The sequence below is a fragment of the Flavobacterium sp. T12S277 genome, from assembly GCF_048514875.1.
Classification (GTDB): Bacteria; Bacteroidota; Bacteroidia; order Flavobacteriales; family Flavobacteriaceae; genus Flavobacterium.
Window position 1 is genome coordinate 26359 of sequence record NZ_JBLYEG010000003.1, and the last position, 15880, is coordinate 42238.

Below are 15880 nucleotides of genomic sequence, written 5' to 3' on the forward strand. Positions count from 1 at the left end.
ATTAATATTTATTAACTGATAGTTTTTGATTATGAGTAATAGTTTGTGTATTGTAAGTTATTGAATGTCAATATTTACGGGAAGGCTTCCTTTGCAGGTACTATTTTCAAGAAATTGATTTCCGGCATTTTTTTGAAACTCTTCAAAATCCTGATACACCTGAACAAGTCCTGAAGCCTTTGAAAGGTTCGGGATTATTGGTAAAACATAAGGATTCCCAAAAACATAAAGAATACATTTTTTGGTTTGAAGCAAATCAGACAGCAATGTCAAAACTTCGGCATTGATTTCAAAATTGTTCATCGGTTTTGCTTTCGGAACAAATAAGGAAATGATAATCGTTTCAAACGGCTCCATACTTTTTTGAATTTGCTGAAGGTTTGAATCTTCCAGGTTCTCAAAAGCAAATTCTGCTGAATTTAGCTTTGAATTTAAGGTTTGAAAGAACGGATTATTGCTGTTTTTGTACAAACTCAATTTGGCCAGCTGCTTGTTTCTTTGTGCTTCAAAAACTTGTTCAGTAGTGAAATTATTGATGATTTTGGTGATGGAATTTTGAGCAATTTCAAGATTTAAAGCTGAGGTTTTTTCAAAATTCAGTTCTCCTGAGGTAAATGGAGTTTCAGCTAAGATCCCAACTTTTTGTTTGGCTTTTAGGATTCGGTTAAAACTTTCTTCAATGCGTTCCGGAGAAGCATTTTTAAGAATGGCTTCAATTCCTTCGGGTACATTTTCGGCGAAACATAAAACGTCGTTGCCGGCATTAAAGGCTTCCCATTCGAGTTCTCCTTTGGTTTCGTATAATTTAGAAACGCTGTGCATGTTCAGGGCATCAGAAATTACCAAACCATCATAACCTAATTTTTCTCGTAAAAGTGTTTCGATAATAGGTTTTGATAAAGTTGCCGATGTATTTTTTCCGTCATTTAAACTTGGAACGGCCAAATGTCCAATCATAATCGAATCGACATTGTTTTCAATTCCTTTAATAAATGGGTATAATTCATTTTCGAGTAATTCTTCCAAAGTTTCGTTTAAAACCGGTAATCCCAGATGCGAATCGACATTGGTATTTCCGTGCCCCGGAAAGTGTTTGAGGCAGCCTAAAATTCCAACTTCGGACATACCTTTCAGATATTCGACAGCAAAATCGGCTACTTTTTCTTTGTTTTCACCAAAAGAACGATAGCCAATTACCGGATTATTAGGGTTGTTGTTGATGTCTGCCAGTGGCGACAAGTTGTAATGAATCCCGGCCGCTTTTAAATCTAAACCAATTTGTTTTCCAACTTCATAAACCAAATGTGATTGGCTTTCCGGTAATGCTCCCAAAGTGATCGCGTAGGGGTATTGTGGTGTTTTTTCAATGCGCATCGCCAGGCCCCATTCGGCATCAATACTGATTAAAAGTGGGGTGGAGGCTGCTTTTTGGTAGCGAACGATCAGGTCTTTTATTTTTTGATAACTATCGTCATTGAATTCGACTTTCTTCTTGCTTTCGTAGTTCGTCGCGGCACTGGCACGGCTGTGAAAAAAGGTAAGTCCGCCAATGTTGTGTTCTTTTATTAAACGTTCCGTTTCCTGAATGTTTTCTTCAGTATCGTTTATAAAAACTGCAGGAAAAAAAAATTGTCCCACTTTTTGTCTTAATGCTTGAGCTGTTATTTTCATTATTATAAAGTCTTTTTCATGCAAACGCTATTCTCCATTTTTTCGTAAGGAGGATAATTTGGGATAATAGTGTAACCTAATTTTTGGTACAAATTGATGGCTTCGGGCTGATTTTTACCGGTTTCTAAAATCGTATAAGGGTATTCAACTTCCTTAGCCCATTGTTCCAGTTCTGCCAGTACCTGAGAAGCAATCCCTCTTTTACGGAAATCCGGATGTACAAACATGCGTTTGATTTCTACCGTATCTTTTTCTTTTTCTCTGAAAGCGCCACAACCCACAGCAACATCATTTTCGTAAAAAACGACAACATGTTTTATTTGATCGGTCTTGTTGAATTGATTGTAAAAGGCATGGTCATCTCCATCTCTGATTTTTAAATCCTGATCCAGTAAAACTACCAGGTTTCTAAAATCAATGTCGTCAGAGTTGGTTCTTTTTAAAGCAATCATGGCAAATTGTATTAAAAGTTAGGTTTATTTCAGCTTGCTTTTCTTTTGTTTGGCAAGTTGTGTTTTGGTGTGTAATGCTTTTTCTAATCGGTTTTTAAAACGGAAAAGCTTTGGTAAACCTTCAATTCTATCTTCGATTGTAATTTCTTCGTATACGATAATGGCTTTTTCCAAAACTCTGATTTCATTATCGATATTATTTTCGTTTTTGTAGATCGTTGCTAATCGATCATAAGGATGATTTCCTTTAAAGCTTTCCTTGACATTTTCCTCATACAACTCAATTGCTTTTTCTAAATTTCCTGCTTTCTCGAACTCAGCTCCTTTGAGGTTGCGTTCGGCCTGCAGATTCTCATTGATTTCCATATGTAAGATGTTTGATTTGGGGTTTAAACTTCTTCAGCTTTTTTTCCAAAATCTTTCGGGAAAATTAAAAAACGTGATAAAATAAGACCTGGAATTGTGGCAATTACTACCCAAATAAAGAAGTTTTCATAACCTAAATATTTTTGTATAAAACCACTTAGCATTCCCGGAAGCATCATTCCTAATGCCATAAAACCAGTTGCAAGAGCGTAATGTGCAGTTTTCGATTCTCCTTCTGCAACATGTATCAAATACATCATAAAGCCTGTGAAACCAAAACCGTATCCAAATTGTTCGAGAATGACAGTAATGCAGGTATAGAGATTTAGAGGAGAGTTAATTTCGAAAAAATAAAAATTTAAATGCAGATGGAAAATATCCTGCGGTTGAAAATGGGCCAATCCGATAAAACCAAGAATAGGTAGATGCATCGTCAAAAACATAGGAAACATCCATTTGGTAAGACCGTGTTTAGAGAGTGCAATTCCACCCAGGATTCCTCCAACAGTTAAAGCAAAAATCCCTAAAGTTCCGTAAATTATTCCAACTGCTTCGGTATCTAATCCCATTCCGCCCAGTTCTTTTCCATCCAATAAAAAAGGGCTTAACATTTTAAGTAACTGTGATTCACCAAGTCTGAAAACAAGGATGAAAGCGAGAATTATTCCAATTTGCTTTTTTTGAAAGAAACTGGCAAATACAGTCGCAAAGTTTTGATGATGCGCTTTATCAGTACTTTCTGATGCATTTATTTCGTCTTTTGGAGTAAAGATGAAATTGTAAAGCGTGATAAAGGTCATTAACAAACCAACAATAATCATGGTATAGGACCAGGCTTTTGTATTGTCGCCATATTTATGTTCTAAATAACCGGCAAGCAAAACAATTAATCCATTTCCGGCAAGCATCGAAAGTCTGTAAAATGTACTTCTGATTCCTAAGAAAAAAGATTGTTGCTCTTTTGGTAAAACCAGTAAATAAAAACCATCACTGGCTATATCATTAGAAGCCGAAGCAAAAGCGGCCACCCAGAAAATCGCTAAGGTCATCATGAAAAATCCACTCGCCGGAATCGTAAATCCGACTACTAAAAAAGCAATGGAAATAAGCAGCTGCATCGATAAAAACCACTTTCTTTTGGTACCGGTCAATTCGATTAGCGGGCTCCAGAGCGGTTTAATCACCCAGGGTAAGTATAATAAACTGGTGTAAACACCAATGTCTTCATTCGATATTCCCAGATTTTTGTACATAATTACAGAAACGGAGATAATTATGGCATAAGGCAATCCAGATGCGAAATTGAGAAACGGAATCCAGAACCATGGTTTATTATCTGTTTTCATTAGGCTGGGCAGGGGTATAAGGTTTAAATGTCTTTTTTAAGTCGATCGCAGCGGGTGTACTTTCGTTGGCATAATAATCGATAAAGGTCACAGCGCAGGCTTTGTACTGACTGATTTTTTCGACAGGAATGCTAAAGGTAATCACGTCACCAGTTTCGCGAACGGTAATTTTATCGATAATTTTTGTAGCGTCGTTAATGTCTACTTTCGAGACATGATCGCCACCGTAAATTACCATATAACGCACTTTTGTGTTCAACGGATTTTTGATCGTGAAGGTGTATTTGCTGCTGTCTTTTGAATATTCATTTACAAACGGTGTATCGATTATAATGTGTTTTAAATTAGGAACCGCAGCCGGAAGTGCCGGATATTTATATTGATTTTCCTCTAAAAGACGAACAATGTCAAAGTTTTTGTTCATGAACCATTTAGAGCTGAAATAGGCGCTTCCGCTTACTTTTTTGAAACTTCTGGCATAATCAATCTGAGTTGGGATTTCACTTGCAAAATTCCAGCTTTTGTCATTGTCTCCTCTAATTTTATAGGATGCGTGTCCGATATACAAAGCAGTATTGTTGGAGTTCTCCGACCACCATTTGACTAATTTTGAATAGGAAGCTTTCGGATTGTTCATGCTCCAGTACAATTGAGGCAGAATGTAATCAATCCATTTTTGGTCCATCCATAAAACAGGATCGGCATATAAATCGTCGTAATTTGAAGTGGATTGGGTTTCAGAACCTTTAGGATCCTGCGATTTATTTCTCCAAACGCCAAACGGACTGATTCCGAATTGTACCCATGGTTTGCTGGCTTTGATCATGGTAGAAATGGTGTGCACAAAATTACTCACATTCGCACGACGCCAATCGCCAATGCTTAGCCCGGCTCCATATTTTTTATAAGAGGCGGTATCGTTAAAGGTTTTTCCCGGAACGGTGTATGGGTAAAAATAATCGTCAAAATGAATGGCGTCGATATCGTATTTGTCGACTACTTCTTTTACGACTTTGGTTAAATGCTCCTGAACTTCAGGCAGTGCCGGATCGTAATATATTTTCCCTGCATATTCGATCATCCATTCGGGATGTTTAAAAATGTCGTGATTAGGACTTAGCTGCTGTTTGTTGAGATCGAAAGTGGCACGATACGGATTCAGCCAGGCGTGAAATTCAAAGCCTCTTTTATGAGCTTCTTCGATCATCCAGGCTAATGTGTCGTAATACGGATTGGGTGCCTGACCTTCTTTGCCAGTCAGAAAACGAGACCAGGGTGCGAGTTCTGTTGGGTACAAAGCATCACCAACACTTCTGACCTGAACAATTACGGCGTTATAATTTAATTTTTTATAGGCTTCTAAAATTTCAAGATAGTCCGCTTTTTCTTTCTCCACGCCGTCTGTAGCCGTTTTGGGCCAGTCGATGTTTACCACGGTTGCAATCCAAACCCCTCTAAATTCGTTTTTAGGGTAAAGGTCTTTTTCCTGTGCATTGGATTTCCATCCAAAGAAAAATAAAAATAGAATAGAGAATAATAGTTGCTGATTTTTATGCATTTCAATCTTTTTTAACAGAAACCAAAAATAGTTTTTTTAGATGAGTATAAGAAATTATATGCTCTTCGTTTTTTTTACAAAAATTATACCTTAAAAATGAGTCCTTTTTTGTAAAAATATCTTAACATACAACTCCATAAAAGAACATATAGTATAGAATAGGTCAGAGAAGATACCATTTGATTTTCAAAAAGCGGACTGATCCAATATTGGTACGCATAGTCTCTAACGTTGATGGAATTTGAAATATTTTGAGGATCCTGAACTTTAAGCAATGCGAGAGCGCGAGGTAATATTCCGGAAACAAAGAATACGATCATCGGGTTTACACCCCAAGCTAGTAAAAACGGTGTCCATTTTTTGTGATTCAGCACGTCTACGATATAATAAATCAGGGTGAGAAGGAAAAGCGCAATTCCGGCGGTAAACAGCACATAAGAGCTGCTCCAGAGTGCTTTGTTTAACGGGAAGACGATGGACCAAAGTAATCCTGAAAGAAGCAGTACAATGCTTAGGATTCCCATTTTTTTGGCAATTTCGATTTTAGGTAAAGGTTTAAGAAGCAATTGCCCAATTAGTAAACCAATCAATCCGTTGGCTATAGTGGGTACCGTGCTTAAAATGCCTTCAGGATCCCAGGTTTTAGTAGCGATGTACATATGATCTTTGAGTAAAATACTATCCAGCCACGAAGCTAAATTGGTACCCGGTTCGAGGTTTGCAGGACCAATTCCGGGAACGGGAATCAGCGTCATGATGCCCCAATATCCCAATAAAATAAGGACACTTAGAAGGATCTGGGTTTTTATGGTTGTTTTTAAATAAACAATAGACACCACTAAATAGACGATCCCAATGCGTTGCAACACGCCCGGAAGTCTGACATCGCTGAAATTTTCGTGTCCGCCGTAAGCTAAAGTCAGGAAAATAAGGAAAAGTCCAACGGCTAAAATGGTTTTGGTTTTAAGATTGAAGTTTCCGATTAAAGCATATCCGACCAAAAAGGTGATGACTAAACGAACCAGTAGAAGCGGGAATCCGTCGAGCCCTAAGAAATAAATACTGTTAAAAAAGTATAGAAAGAATCCGAGGCAAATAATGCGCAGGGAACGGGTGATTATTTTTAAGATGTTTTCGGGTTTGTCCTGTTTGATAGGCATGGCGAGTGGAATCGCAATTCCGACGACAAGAATAAAAAACGGAAAAACAAGATCGGCCAGGGTACAACCGTTCCATTTTGCGTGATCGAGAATGGGGTAAACATAATCCCAACTTCCCGGATTGTTTACGACGGTCATTAACAAGACGGTAAGTCCTCTTAAAACATCAACTGAAATGATACGGTCTTTCATTTTTTTATTTAATTTTATTTAATCCGTTTGGGACAATATTGTCATTTCGACCGAAGGGAGAAATCACACTAGTAGCTCGATAAAGTTACCCCAGTATGTGTCATTTCGATTTCTATGATAAAAGCATTTCTTTTTAGGAGCTAATCACGCTATCCGTTTCAATCTTTTGCGTCCGCCGCAGCGGACACAAAAGGATTTTCACTTCTATCGGGGCTAGGCCAATTATTTTCATAACAATATTTTCACCTGGTTGGTCATAGGATTGTAGGTTTTCTTTAGCTTCGTAACTATGTGTTTAATTATTAGTCACAATAATTTTTACTTAAGTTGGTAACGAAATTTTTCCCATGGTAACCGATGGAATCCCTTTATGTGAACCAAAATTAAAATCGTCTCCGGCTATGGTTTCATTGGCCAGAATGGCAAATAAAACGGCTTCTTTGGCATCGCCAGAAATACCCAGTTCGTCTGTTTTGTGAAAATCGCAAGGCAATAATTCTTTAAGCCATTGGACTAACAAGGGATTGTGTGTACCTCCGCCGGACAGGTAAATTTTGAAGTCTTCCAATTTTGAATCGGTCTGGCTTACGGCATACTGAATCGCCTCAGCAATTGTTTCGGCACTAAAACGGGTTAAAGTGGCCAGCAAATCGGGAGGGGAAATTGTATCGGGGGTACTTTTGTCCAAAGCTGCTTTTACGTATTCGGCACTAAAAAGCTCAGGTCCAATTGTTTTTGGGAATTCCTGACGGAAAAAAGCATCGTCTTTTAAATGGTTTAGCAACAGCTGGTTTACCGTTCCTTGTTTGGCTATTTCGGCATCTTTGTCATAACTTTTTTCGGGATAATACTGTTTGGTAAAAAGGTCGATTAGGGTATTTCCGGTTCCGGTATCGGTCACGAAGGTTTCTTCAGCATTTAAGGAAGCAGGTAAAAAAGTAAAATTAGCAATGCCGCCCATATTGAGCATGATGCGGTTTTCTCCCTTTTTTCCAAACAAAAAATAATCACCATAAACGGCCAAAGGAGCGCCTTCACCACCTGCAGCAATGTGTTTTTGTCTGAAATCAGACAGGGTGATGATACCCGTTTTTACGGCAATATGATCGCCGTCACCAATTTGTAAAGTGGCGTTTGAAAATTTTTCCTGCTGGTGCAAAAACTTAGGTGCGTGCAAAACCGTCTGTCCGTGTGAAGCAATCAAATCGATTTGGCTAGCGGGGATATTTCGTTTTTTCAGAAAATCGTTGATCATATCGGCGTGCAAAATTCCAATCCATTCGTTGAGCATGACCAAATGTTGAAAATCAATTTCTTTCTTCGCAAAAACTTTACGGATTTCAACTTTAATGTCTTCCGAATAATCGATGGTTTCAAATTGGTCTATTTTGACAACGGTATTTTGCCCTGAACCTGAAATTTCGCATAAGGCAATATCGAGTCCGTCAAGCGAAGTGCCGGACATTAACCCAATAATGCTGCGGGTTTCTTTTTTTGCAATTTGGTACAGTGCGCTAATATTTTTATTCATGAAATTTGAATTTTATGAAGATGATTTTTGGTGTAAAGGTTTTAAAATTAAGCTGTTGTGATGATTTGTTTTAACATATAGCGGCATGGATTATATGGTCTTAGCGTTTTTTCTGCCACGAATTCACGAATTATCGCTTTATACTAATTCGTGAATTCGTGGCGAAATTTTTTATTCACTCATCCTATATGTAAATGATGCATCATTTAGTTTTACCTTTTCTGAGCTTACAAAATCTATGTTTCTATGTGTTATCATTTTTTTGTTAACGGGTTAAAAATAGATTTTTTTGGCATTAATCGGCTTAAAAGTATATTTTTTTCTTTGATTTTTTACTGGTAAAATAAAGGCCTGTATAAGTAATCAGAGCATTTACAATTATTAATTCATTGTCAAAAACATAGCCCAAAAGGGCTTTGGAATTTTCGCTTAATAAATAGGTCAACAAAGGAGCCAAAATACAAAACAAGGGCACCAGTTTGTCTTTTACAATTCTGTTTTTCTGTAGTAATCCAAAAGCGTATAAACCTAACAGCGGTCCGTAAGTATAAGAGGCGGCCTTGAAAACCAGTGCAACAACAGAGCTGTCATTAAAGGAATTCAGAACAATAATCACCAGAAAGAAAAGAAAGGAAAAGGCAAGGTGTACCAAATGTCTTCGTTTTACATTTTTGGGATTTGAAATGTTTTCGGCTTTATCCATCCCTAGAAAATCAACACAAAATGAAGTGGTGAGGGCTGTTAAGGCAGAATCGGTAGTCGCAAAAGTGGCTGCGATAATTCCTAACAGAAAGACCAATGCAGGAATAGTCGCTAAATGATTCAGCGCAATTTCCGGAAAAAGCAGGTCGGTTCTGGGTTTGTTGGTTACTAAATCCAACAGCACTGCAATATTATTTTTTGCGGCATACATGTATAGTAAGGCACCCAGACTTAAAAAGAGGAGACTGATGGTGACAAAAATAACGGTAAAGGTGTACATGTTTTTTTGTGCTTCTCCGATGTTTTTACAGCTGATATTTTTTTGCATTAAATCCTGATCGAGTCCGACCATCGCAATCATTATAAACAATCCTCCCAGAAATTGCTTGGCAAAATGGAATTTATTGGTCAGGAAATCATCAAAGAAAAAGGTCTTAGAATAATTACTGTTTCGGATGGCTGAAACCGATTCGAAAATGGTTAAGTCTAAGCTGTTTAAAACAAAATAAATGGTAATAAAAACAGAGGATACCAGAAAGAATGTCTGTAGGGTGTCTGTGATAATAATAGCTTTCAGACCGCTGCGGTAGGTGTAGAGAAAAACAAAGGTCAGACCTAAAAATACGGTGAGCGGAAACGGAATGTGGTAGTAGTCAAAAACATAACGCTGCAGTACGAGTACCACCAGATAAAAGCGTAAAGCAGAACCAACGGTACGACTGACCAGGAAAATAGAGGCAGCTGATTTGTAACTGTTTGTTCCCATTCTTTTTTCGATATAACTGTAAATCGAAGTAAGGTTCATTCTGTAATACAAAGGAAGCAGCACTTTTGCAATAATGATAAGCCCTACAGCTTGTCCCAATATAAACTGAAAGTATTTGAACTGTTCTCCGTTTGGTGATCCAACCTCACCGGGAACCGAAATAAAAGTAAGTCCGGAAAGTGAAGTACCAATCATACCAAAAGCAACTAAATACCATTTGGAGTTTTTATTGGCTTTGAAAAACGAATCATTGTCCTGTCCTTTTTTGCTGATGATTTGTGAAATCAGCAGTAATATTCCAAAATATACAATGATAAAAATTAAGATGGTGCTTGAAGACATTTTGGTTTTGGATTAGTGATGAGATTATTTTTTTAACTTGTATGATGTGCCTGGCAAAAGGTAAATTAAATACAATGTTGTCATTTCGACCGAAGGGAGACTCGAGCGATAGCGACTGACGAAGTAAATCACACTAGTAATTCGACAAAGATTGGCGACTTTCTATGCGGAGTCTCGTGTGTGATTTCTCGTTCCTCGAAATGACAGTTACTCTGCGGGAAATTGATTCATCATCGTATTATCGAGTTTATTTGTTAGCGCTATTTTGCTGTAAAACGGCCCTCACGCTTTTGTGTTTCTCCAGCAACTCAGCAGCCGGATCGTGCTCGATATGGAGTTCTTCCATGATCATTTTAATGGCTCTTTTTACCAGTTTTTCGTTAGACAATTGCATGTCTACCATTTTGTTGCCTTTGATTCTTCCCAGTTTGATCATGACCGAGGTTGAGATCATGTTTAAAGTTAGTTTTTGTGCTGTTCCGGCTTTCATTCGGGTACTTCCGGTTAAGAATTCGGGACCTACAACTACTTCAATGGGATAATCGGCTTCCTGGGCAATCAGTCCGTTGCTGATGCAGGAAATACTTCCGGTTTTAATATTGTTTTCTTTGGCTTTTTGGAGTCCGCCCAGTACGTAGGGTGTGTTTCCGGAAGCGGCAATCCCAATAACAAAATCTAAGCTTGAGATCTGATGTTGGGATAAATCCTTCCAGGCTTGTTTGGTATCGTCTTCGGCCTTTTCTACAGCTTTTCTAATGGCAGTATCACCTCCCGCAATAATTCCGATAATCATATCATGGGATACTCCAAAAGTAGGAGGGCATTCAGAAGCATCCAGAATCCCGATGCGTCCTGAAGTCCCGGCGCCAATGTAAAATAAACGTCCGCCCAATTGCATTTTTTTGACGATGGCTTTGACTAATTTTTCAATTTTCGGAATTTGTTTTTCAATGATATCAGGTACCTTTTTGTCTTCTGTATTCATATTGATGAGCAGTTCTTTGGTGCTCATCTGATCCAGATTTTTATAAAGGGATTCTTGTTCGGTTTCTGGGTTTTTATTTTTCATAATACATGCTGTAGTATTGTTTAATCGTTTAGCTGTTTGTTGTTTGGGAATCAAAAATCAACAATTAAAGATGTCAGTCTTCGACTTCGCTCAGACTGACAAATCGTATTTATTATAAATTGAGTTTAGGTTTTATAAATCAAAAAATAATAATCAGAGAATGTCAGTCTAATCAGAGTCAAAATTGTCAGTCTGAGCGAAGTCGAAGACCGACAATTTTTAAATAGCCGGATCAACAGGGGTATTGGTATTGTTGTTTCTTTCAGAATCCGGAAAAGGGTACCAGTTACGGTTTCTTTCGGCACCGGCTGTTCCTGCTGCCGGACGGTCAAATCTTCTGCTGTCTTCCAGTTTTAGACTTGACATGTACATTTCGATACAACGATTTCTGTAAATTTCAGTTAAAATAGCAGTTTTGGTTACAGCCCCCGCATAAGGCGGAAGATTGGCGCCAATGCCATAGGTGTCTGCTCCGGTTGTTTTGGTTAAAACTTTATTTAACTCGATAAGTGCTTGCGGTAAATTGTCTTTTCGGGCATAACCTTCGGCTTTAATCAGCATCATTTCACCCGGTAAATACAATGGAATGGATTTGGTATTCGAATCAAAAAATCCTGTGGCAACTGTCGGATTTGAACCCGGTTTGATGTAAAAATTAAGTCTTCCATCAGCATTTGAAGGGGCTAAAGCAGCAGGTAATCCCAAGGTGAGATCAACAGGCTGAAAAACATTGTTGGTTGTGATCGAAATATAGGCAATTGGATTCGCACTAATCTGATCAAAAGCAAATACTGATTTTACAGAGAGATCAACCATACCGGCATAAGCAATGGCATTGTCGTAATCTCCGGTCATAAGATACGTTCGGGCCAAAAGAGCATAAACGGTATTTTTGTAATTAATAGTGTTCACCAATCCCGTTACTCCGGTGGCTTTGTCTAATAGGGGCTCTGTTAGTTTTAAAATTTTGATGGCTTCGGCCAATACATCGGCTCTGGAATCAAAAGTGACATTTTTACCGGTTTTTAGCGGTACACTTTGAAAATATTGTACCAAAGTTGTAAGCGCCATTGCCTTAAAAATAGAGGCATGAACAAGAACACTGGCTTTCTCGGTGTCAGAAGTTAATACGTTGACATTATCGATTACTTTTTGCGATTCAGATTTAATAACAAGGCATTGTGACCATAAGTTATTTACGACCTGATTTTTGGTCGAAAGTACACCGGCGCCTACAGAAAGTTCGCCTTCGTCGACATTTCCGGCGTTTAGCAGTCGCAGTTCTTTTGTGGTAAATCCGTTTCCGGTAATGGTATTGTAAACGGGGCTTGTTCGGTCAACGCTCCACAGCAGTTGTAATCCGTTGGCAGCACCAATAATTCCCTCTCGCGTTCCAATAACTAATTCCTGAGACGGTTTGGTTGGGTCTAAATAATCTTCATTACAGCTCGTTAAAAGTAATGTAAGAGCTACTATAGGGATGAATATTTTTTTCATGATGTTTTGATTTGATTAAAATTGAACTTTTACCGCCAAGGAGTAAGAACTTGGAATTGGCACTGTTCCAAAATTGTATTTCGCAACCGAAGACTGTCCGCCCGAGTTGGTTTCAGGATCGAAACTGGTAAAGTTATCCCATGAAATCAGGTTTCTTCCACTGGCAGTAACGGTTAAATCGTCAAAGAATTTGTTTAGCTTTCCGAAAGAATAATTGAGCGAAACTTCTCTTAATTTCAGGTAACTTCCGTCTACCACTCTAAATTCTTCCACGTTGTAAACCGACCAGATGTACCCACGCGGTAACTCACCGTTAAGTTCCTGAGTAACCAGTTTTCCTGATCCCACACCCTGTCTGGTTCTGTAATCGGCATCAAAAACATCTACGCCCTGAACACCGTCAAACAATATTGAAAGACCAAATTTTTTGTAATTCAGATTCGCTCCGAATGCGATGATGTAATCCGGATTTGGATTACCGATTTGTTTGTTCAAAATAGTTCCTGTCGGCTGTCCTGAAGCGTCTCTTTGTGGAGCTCCGGTATTTACATCTCCTTTTTCGGTTTGCGGATATCCGCCAGGAGTCAGCAATAAACTTCCGTCAGCATTTCGGGCAAAATAAGTTCCGTAGAAAATCCCGATTGGTTTGTTCATTTCAACAAAAACAGGTGCCCCAGCCAGGTTACTATCCAGTTTGAAACGGGTTTGCGGTAATCCTGTTACTTTGTTTCGGTTGCTGCTGTAGTTGACAAATACATCAAGATGAAGATTTTCTTTTTTGATCAGATCGTATTTCAAATTGATTTCGAACCCTTTGTTGTTCATTTTTCCGATATTTTTAATCGTATTGGTAGCGCCTTCAGAAGCAGCCAATTGAACCGGTAATAACAAATCGTCAATATCAGCATTGTAGTAACTGAAAGACAAATTCAGACGGTCTTTGATAAAACCAAAATCACCTCCAATTTCATAGGTAACACTTTGTTCCGGTCTTAAATCTAAATTCCCCTGTTTGAACCCTTCAATGGTAAAAGTACTGTTTCCTAAAAGGGTTCCGGTAGAATAATTGGTGAAACGTGCATAGGGTTTAATCGCAGTTAAACTTCCTGATTTTCCCCATGAAGCTCTAAAACGTACAGAACTTACAGCATCGTGAATGTTTTCCATGAATTTTTCATCTGAGAAAACATAACTCACACTCGCTTTTGGATAAAACTGAGAACGGTTGGCACTCGAAAAAATAGTCGAAGCATCTTGTCTTCCGGCAATTGTCAGATACAATTTGTCTTTGTAACCAACAGTTTCCTGAAGGTAATAGCCCCATAAATTATATTTGGATTGGCTCGAACTTGGTGAACCCGGAATCAAAGTATTAAAAGCATTTATGGTTTCGATAAATGGTTTTAAGTTACGGCCTTCAACTGCCGCAAAATTATCACGGTAGGTTTGTAGGTTGTAACCTCCGTAAGTAGTGGCTTTCCATTTTTCGTTAATGTTCCAAAGGTATCTTAAATTCAAATCGTTATTGAATTGCACGACTCTGTTGGTGGCTTCAGAAACGTAACCGTCATTGTAATACGCCGGATTAACCACATACGGATATCTCGGGATGAAAACATTTCCTCTTTGATTGTAATTGTCAATACCAAAAATCAAATCGGCATTGAAATTTTTAAACGGCGTATAGTTTAATTGTAAATCAGAAATAATACGGTCTGTGTTTTGCTTGATTTTGAAAGTTTCGATGATCGAAAGCGGATTCACCCTGTTGGGATCAACAGCCAGCAGATTACCGTTTACGTCTCTTTGATTGATGTCGTAGATATTATTGGTGATATTGATCGCGTTAATCGGACTCCAGAAAACATTCCCGTCCGGTTTTTCATTCGAACTCGAGTTGATATAATTTAATCCCACCGTAGCAGATAGTTTCGAATTGAAGTCATGTTTCAATCTTACTTTGGCTCCGGCTCTTTTAAAATCGGTATTTTTTATAATTCCTTCGTTTACCAGATAACCAAGAGAAGCAAAATATTTGGTTTTCTCGTCTCCGCCTTGTAGTGAGAAATAAGTATCGGTTCCAACACCGGTATTGAAAATATCATCCTGATAGTCGTAGCGTTGTACGTTAGTCGTTCTGGTTTCAAGGTTTCTGCCTAAAACGCTAACTGTAGTTGGACTAGCCGGATTACCCTGAATAGGGAACAGTGCGGGAGAAGTGCTTACAAACTGCTTGTCAGACATATTCATATCTAGTTTTTTGCGAATTTGGTTAGAAGTTACGCTGGTTGAAAACGTATATCTGGTTTCTCCTGCTACACCTTTTTTAGTGGTAATCAAAACCACACCATTGGCTGCTCTTGATCCGTAAATGGCAGCTGCAGCCCTCCGTTTAACACCTCGACACTTTGTATGTCGTTAGGGTTAATGTCTGAAGATCTGTTCTGACCAATTTGCATGTTAGAGTTTCCGGTCGTTACATTTAAGTTGGTTACATTGGTGGTCGCGTTGTTTAAAACCACACCGTCAATAACATATAAAGGATCTGAAGAACCTAATATAGATGAAGTTCCTCTAAGCTTGATGCTGAAACCTCCTGCCGGATCCCCTGAGTTTTGAGAAACCTGAGCCCCCGCAATTTTTCCCTGCAAAGCCGTTGAAAGCCCTCCGGGTTGTGCTTTAACCAAATCTTCTCCTTTTAAACTGGTTACGGCATTACCGAGCTCTTTACGAGTAGCGCGTACGGTGGAACCAAGTACAACTACTTCAGAAAGAGCGTTTGTTTCTTCGGTCATTTTTAGGTTGATGGTGGTGGTGTTTGCTGAGATTTTAATTTTCTTAGTAGCAAATCCTACAAAACTAAAAACGAGCGTTTCGTTTTCTTTTGCGGTGATGCTGAATTTTCCGTCTAAATCAGTTGTAGTGCTTTTTGAAGTACCTTCAATCAAAACAGATACTCCAGGTAAAGAAAGTCCGTCGGTAGTACTGGTAATGGTACCGGTTACGGTTTTTGACTGCGCAAAAATGGGCTGCGCAAACAAAATAATTCCAAATAGAATAAATAACAGTTTTTTCATTTTTAAAATATTTGTTTGGTTAGAGATTCTAAATATAGGAATTAATTTTAATAAATGCGATTTAATGCAAACTTTTTATAAAATTTGTTATAAAATGCATAATAATGCAGTTTTTATTTTATTTTTTAATGTTTTAAGGCTTGTGTAAGAT

Annotated in this window: 12 protein-coding genes; all 12 read right to left on the reverse strand. The window is 38.3% G+C overall.

Translation table 11 applies throughout. The features are described 5' to 3' along the window. Positions 1–57 precede the first annotated feature (57 nt). The 12 genes from ACN1CN_RS06430 to ACN1CN_RS06485 all read right to left on the reverse strand — a co-directional run bounded on the left by ACN1CN_RS06430 (position 58) and on the right by ACN1CN_RS06485 (position 15729). The gene (locus ACN1CN_RS06430) at positions 58–1671 is read right to left on the reverse strand and encodes a glycoside hydrolase family 3 protein (RefSeq protein WP_419135044.1); all 1614 of its coding nucleotides are present in this window, start codon (positions 1669–1671) and stop codon (positions 58–60) included. Between the two features lie 2 nt (positions 1672–1673). Beyond that, positions 1674–2123: a GNAT family N-acetyltransferase gene (locus ACN1CN_RS06435; protein WP_419135045.1), complete on the reverse strand. Its 450-nt coding sequence runs from the start codon at positions 2121–2123 to the stop codon at positions 1674–1676. 24 nt (positions 2124–2147) lie between these two features. Then, on the reverse strand, positions 2148–2489 hold the full coding sequence (locus ACN1CN_RS06440) for a hypothetical protein (protein WP_291285245.1): 342 nt from the start codon (positions 2487–2489) through the stop codon (positions 2148–2150). A 23-nt stretch (positions 2490–2512) separates the two neighbouring features. Then, entirely contained in the window at positions 2513–3835 is a 1323-nt protein-coding gene (locus tag ACN1CN_RS06445; protein WP_419135046.1) for an MFS transporter, read from the reverse strand. After that, the gene (locus ACN1CN_RS06450) at positions 3822–5393 is read right to left on the reverse strand and encodes a glycoside hydrolase family 10 protein (RefSeq protein WP_419135047.1); all 1572 of its coding nucleotides are present in this window, start codon (positions 5391–5393) and stop codon (positions 3822–3824) included. The genes ACN1CN_RS06445 and ACN1CN_RS06450 overlap by 14 nt, the downstream gene beginning before the upstream one ends. Before the next feature lie 83 nt (positions 5394–5476). After that, on the reverse strand, positions 5477–6745 hold the full coding sequence (locus ACN1CN_RS06455) for an acyltransferase family protein (RefSeq protein WP_419135048.1): 1269 nt from the start codon (positions 6743–6745) through the stop codon (positions 5477–5479). Between the two features lie 322 nt (positions 6746–7067). After that, a complete protein-coding gene (locus ACN1CN_RS06460; RefSeq protein ID WP_419135049.1) occupies positions 7068–8276 on the reverse strand; it encodes an anhydro-N-acetylmuramic acid kinase in 1209 nt (402 codons plus the stop codon). 304 nt (positions 8277–8580) lie between these two features. Then, the gene (locus tag ACN1CN_RS06465; protein WP_419135050.1) at positions 8581–10086 is read right to left on the reverse strand and encodes a sodium:solute symporter; all 1506 of its coding nucleotides are present in this window, start codon (positions 10084–10086) and stop codon (positions 8581–8583) included. A 247-nt stretch (positions 10087–10333) separates the two neighbouring features. Next, positions 10334–11155, reverse strand: coding sequence for an N-acetylmuramic acid 6-phosphate etherase (gene murQ, locus ACN1CN_RS06470; RefSeq protein ID WP_419135051.1), 822 nt, complete (start codon positions 11153–11155; stop codon positions 10334–10336). A gap of 219 nt (positions 11156–11374) precedes the next feature. Then, complete coding sequence (locus ACN1CN_RS06475) at positions 11375–12652, reverse strand: carbohydrate-binding protein SusD (protein ID WP_419135052.1); 1278 nt, start codon at positions 12650–12652, stop codon at positions 11375–11377. 15 nt (positions 12653–12667) lie between these two features. Continuing rightward, the gene (locus tag ACN1CN_RS06480; protein WP_419135053.1) at positions 12668–14992 is read right to left on the reverse strand and encodes a SusC/RagA family TonB-linked outer membrane protein; all 2325 of its coding nucleotides are present in this window, start codon (positions 14990–14992) and stop codon (positions 12668–12670) included. Then, positions 14989–15729, reverse strand: coding sequence for a carboxypeptidase-like regulatory domain-containing protein (locus ACN1CN_RS06485; RefSeq protein ID WP_419135054.1), 741 nt, complete (start codon positions 15727–15729; stop codon positions 14989–14991). The genes ACN1CN_RS06480 and ACN1CN_RS06485 overlap by 4 nt, the downstream gene beginning before the upstream one ends. Positions 15730–15880 lie beyond the last annotated feature (151 nt).

Bases quoted from the DNA above. Each gene is read 5' to 3' on its own strand.
- ACN1CN_RS06430 (WP_419135044.1), bottom strand. From the start codon at position 1,671: ATGAAAATAACAGCTCAAGCATTAAGACAAAAAGTGGGACAATTTTTT.
- ACN1CN_RS06435 (WP_419135045.1), bottom strand. From the start codon at position 2,123: ATGATTGCTTTAAAAAGAACCAACTCTGACGACATTGATTTTAGAAAC.
- ACN1CN_RS06440 (WP_291285245.1), bottom strand. From the start codon at position 2,489: ATGGAAATCAATGAGAATCTGCAGGCCGAACGCAACCTCAAAGGAGCT.
- ACN1CN_RS06445 (WP_419135046.1), bottom strand. From the start codon at position 3,835: ATGAAAACAGATAATAAACCATGGTTCTGGATTCCGTTTCTCAATTTC.
- ACN1CN_RS06450 (WP_419135047.1), bottom strand. From the start codon at position 5,393: ATGCATAAAAATCAGCAACTATTATTCTCTATTCTATTTTTATTTTTC.
- ACN1CN_RS06455 (WP_419135048.1), bottom strand. From the start codon at position 6,745: ATGAAAGACCGTATCATTTCAGTTGATGTTTTAAGAGGACTTACCGTC.
- ACN1CN_RS06460 (WP_419135049.1), bottom strand. From the start codon at position 8,276: ATGAATAAAAATATTAGCGCACTGTACCAAATTGCAAAAAAAGAAACC.
- ACN1CN_RS06465 (WP_419135050.1), bottom strand. From the start codon at position 10,086: ATGTCTTCAAGCACCATCTTAATTTTTATCATTGTATATTTTGGAATA.
- murQ (WP_419135051.1), bottom strand. From the start codon at position 11,155: ATGAAAAATAAAAACCCAGAAACCGAACAAGAATCCCTTTATAAAAAT.
- ACN1CN_RS06475 (WP_419135052.1), bottom strand. From the start codon at position 12,652: ATGAAAAAAATATTCATCCCTATAGTAGCTCTTACATTACTTTTAACG.
- ACN1CN_RS06485 (WP_419135054.1), bottom strand. From the start codon at position 15,729: ATGAAAAAACTGTTATTTATTCTATTTGGAATTATTTTGTTTGCGCAG.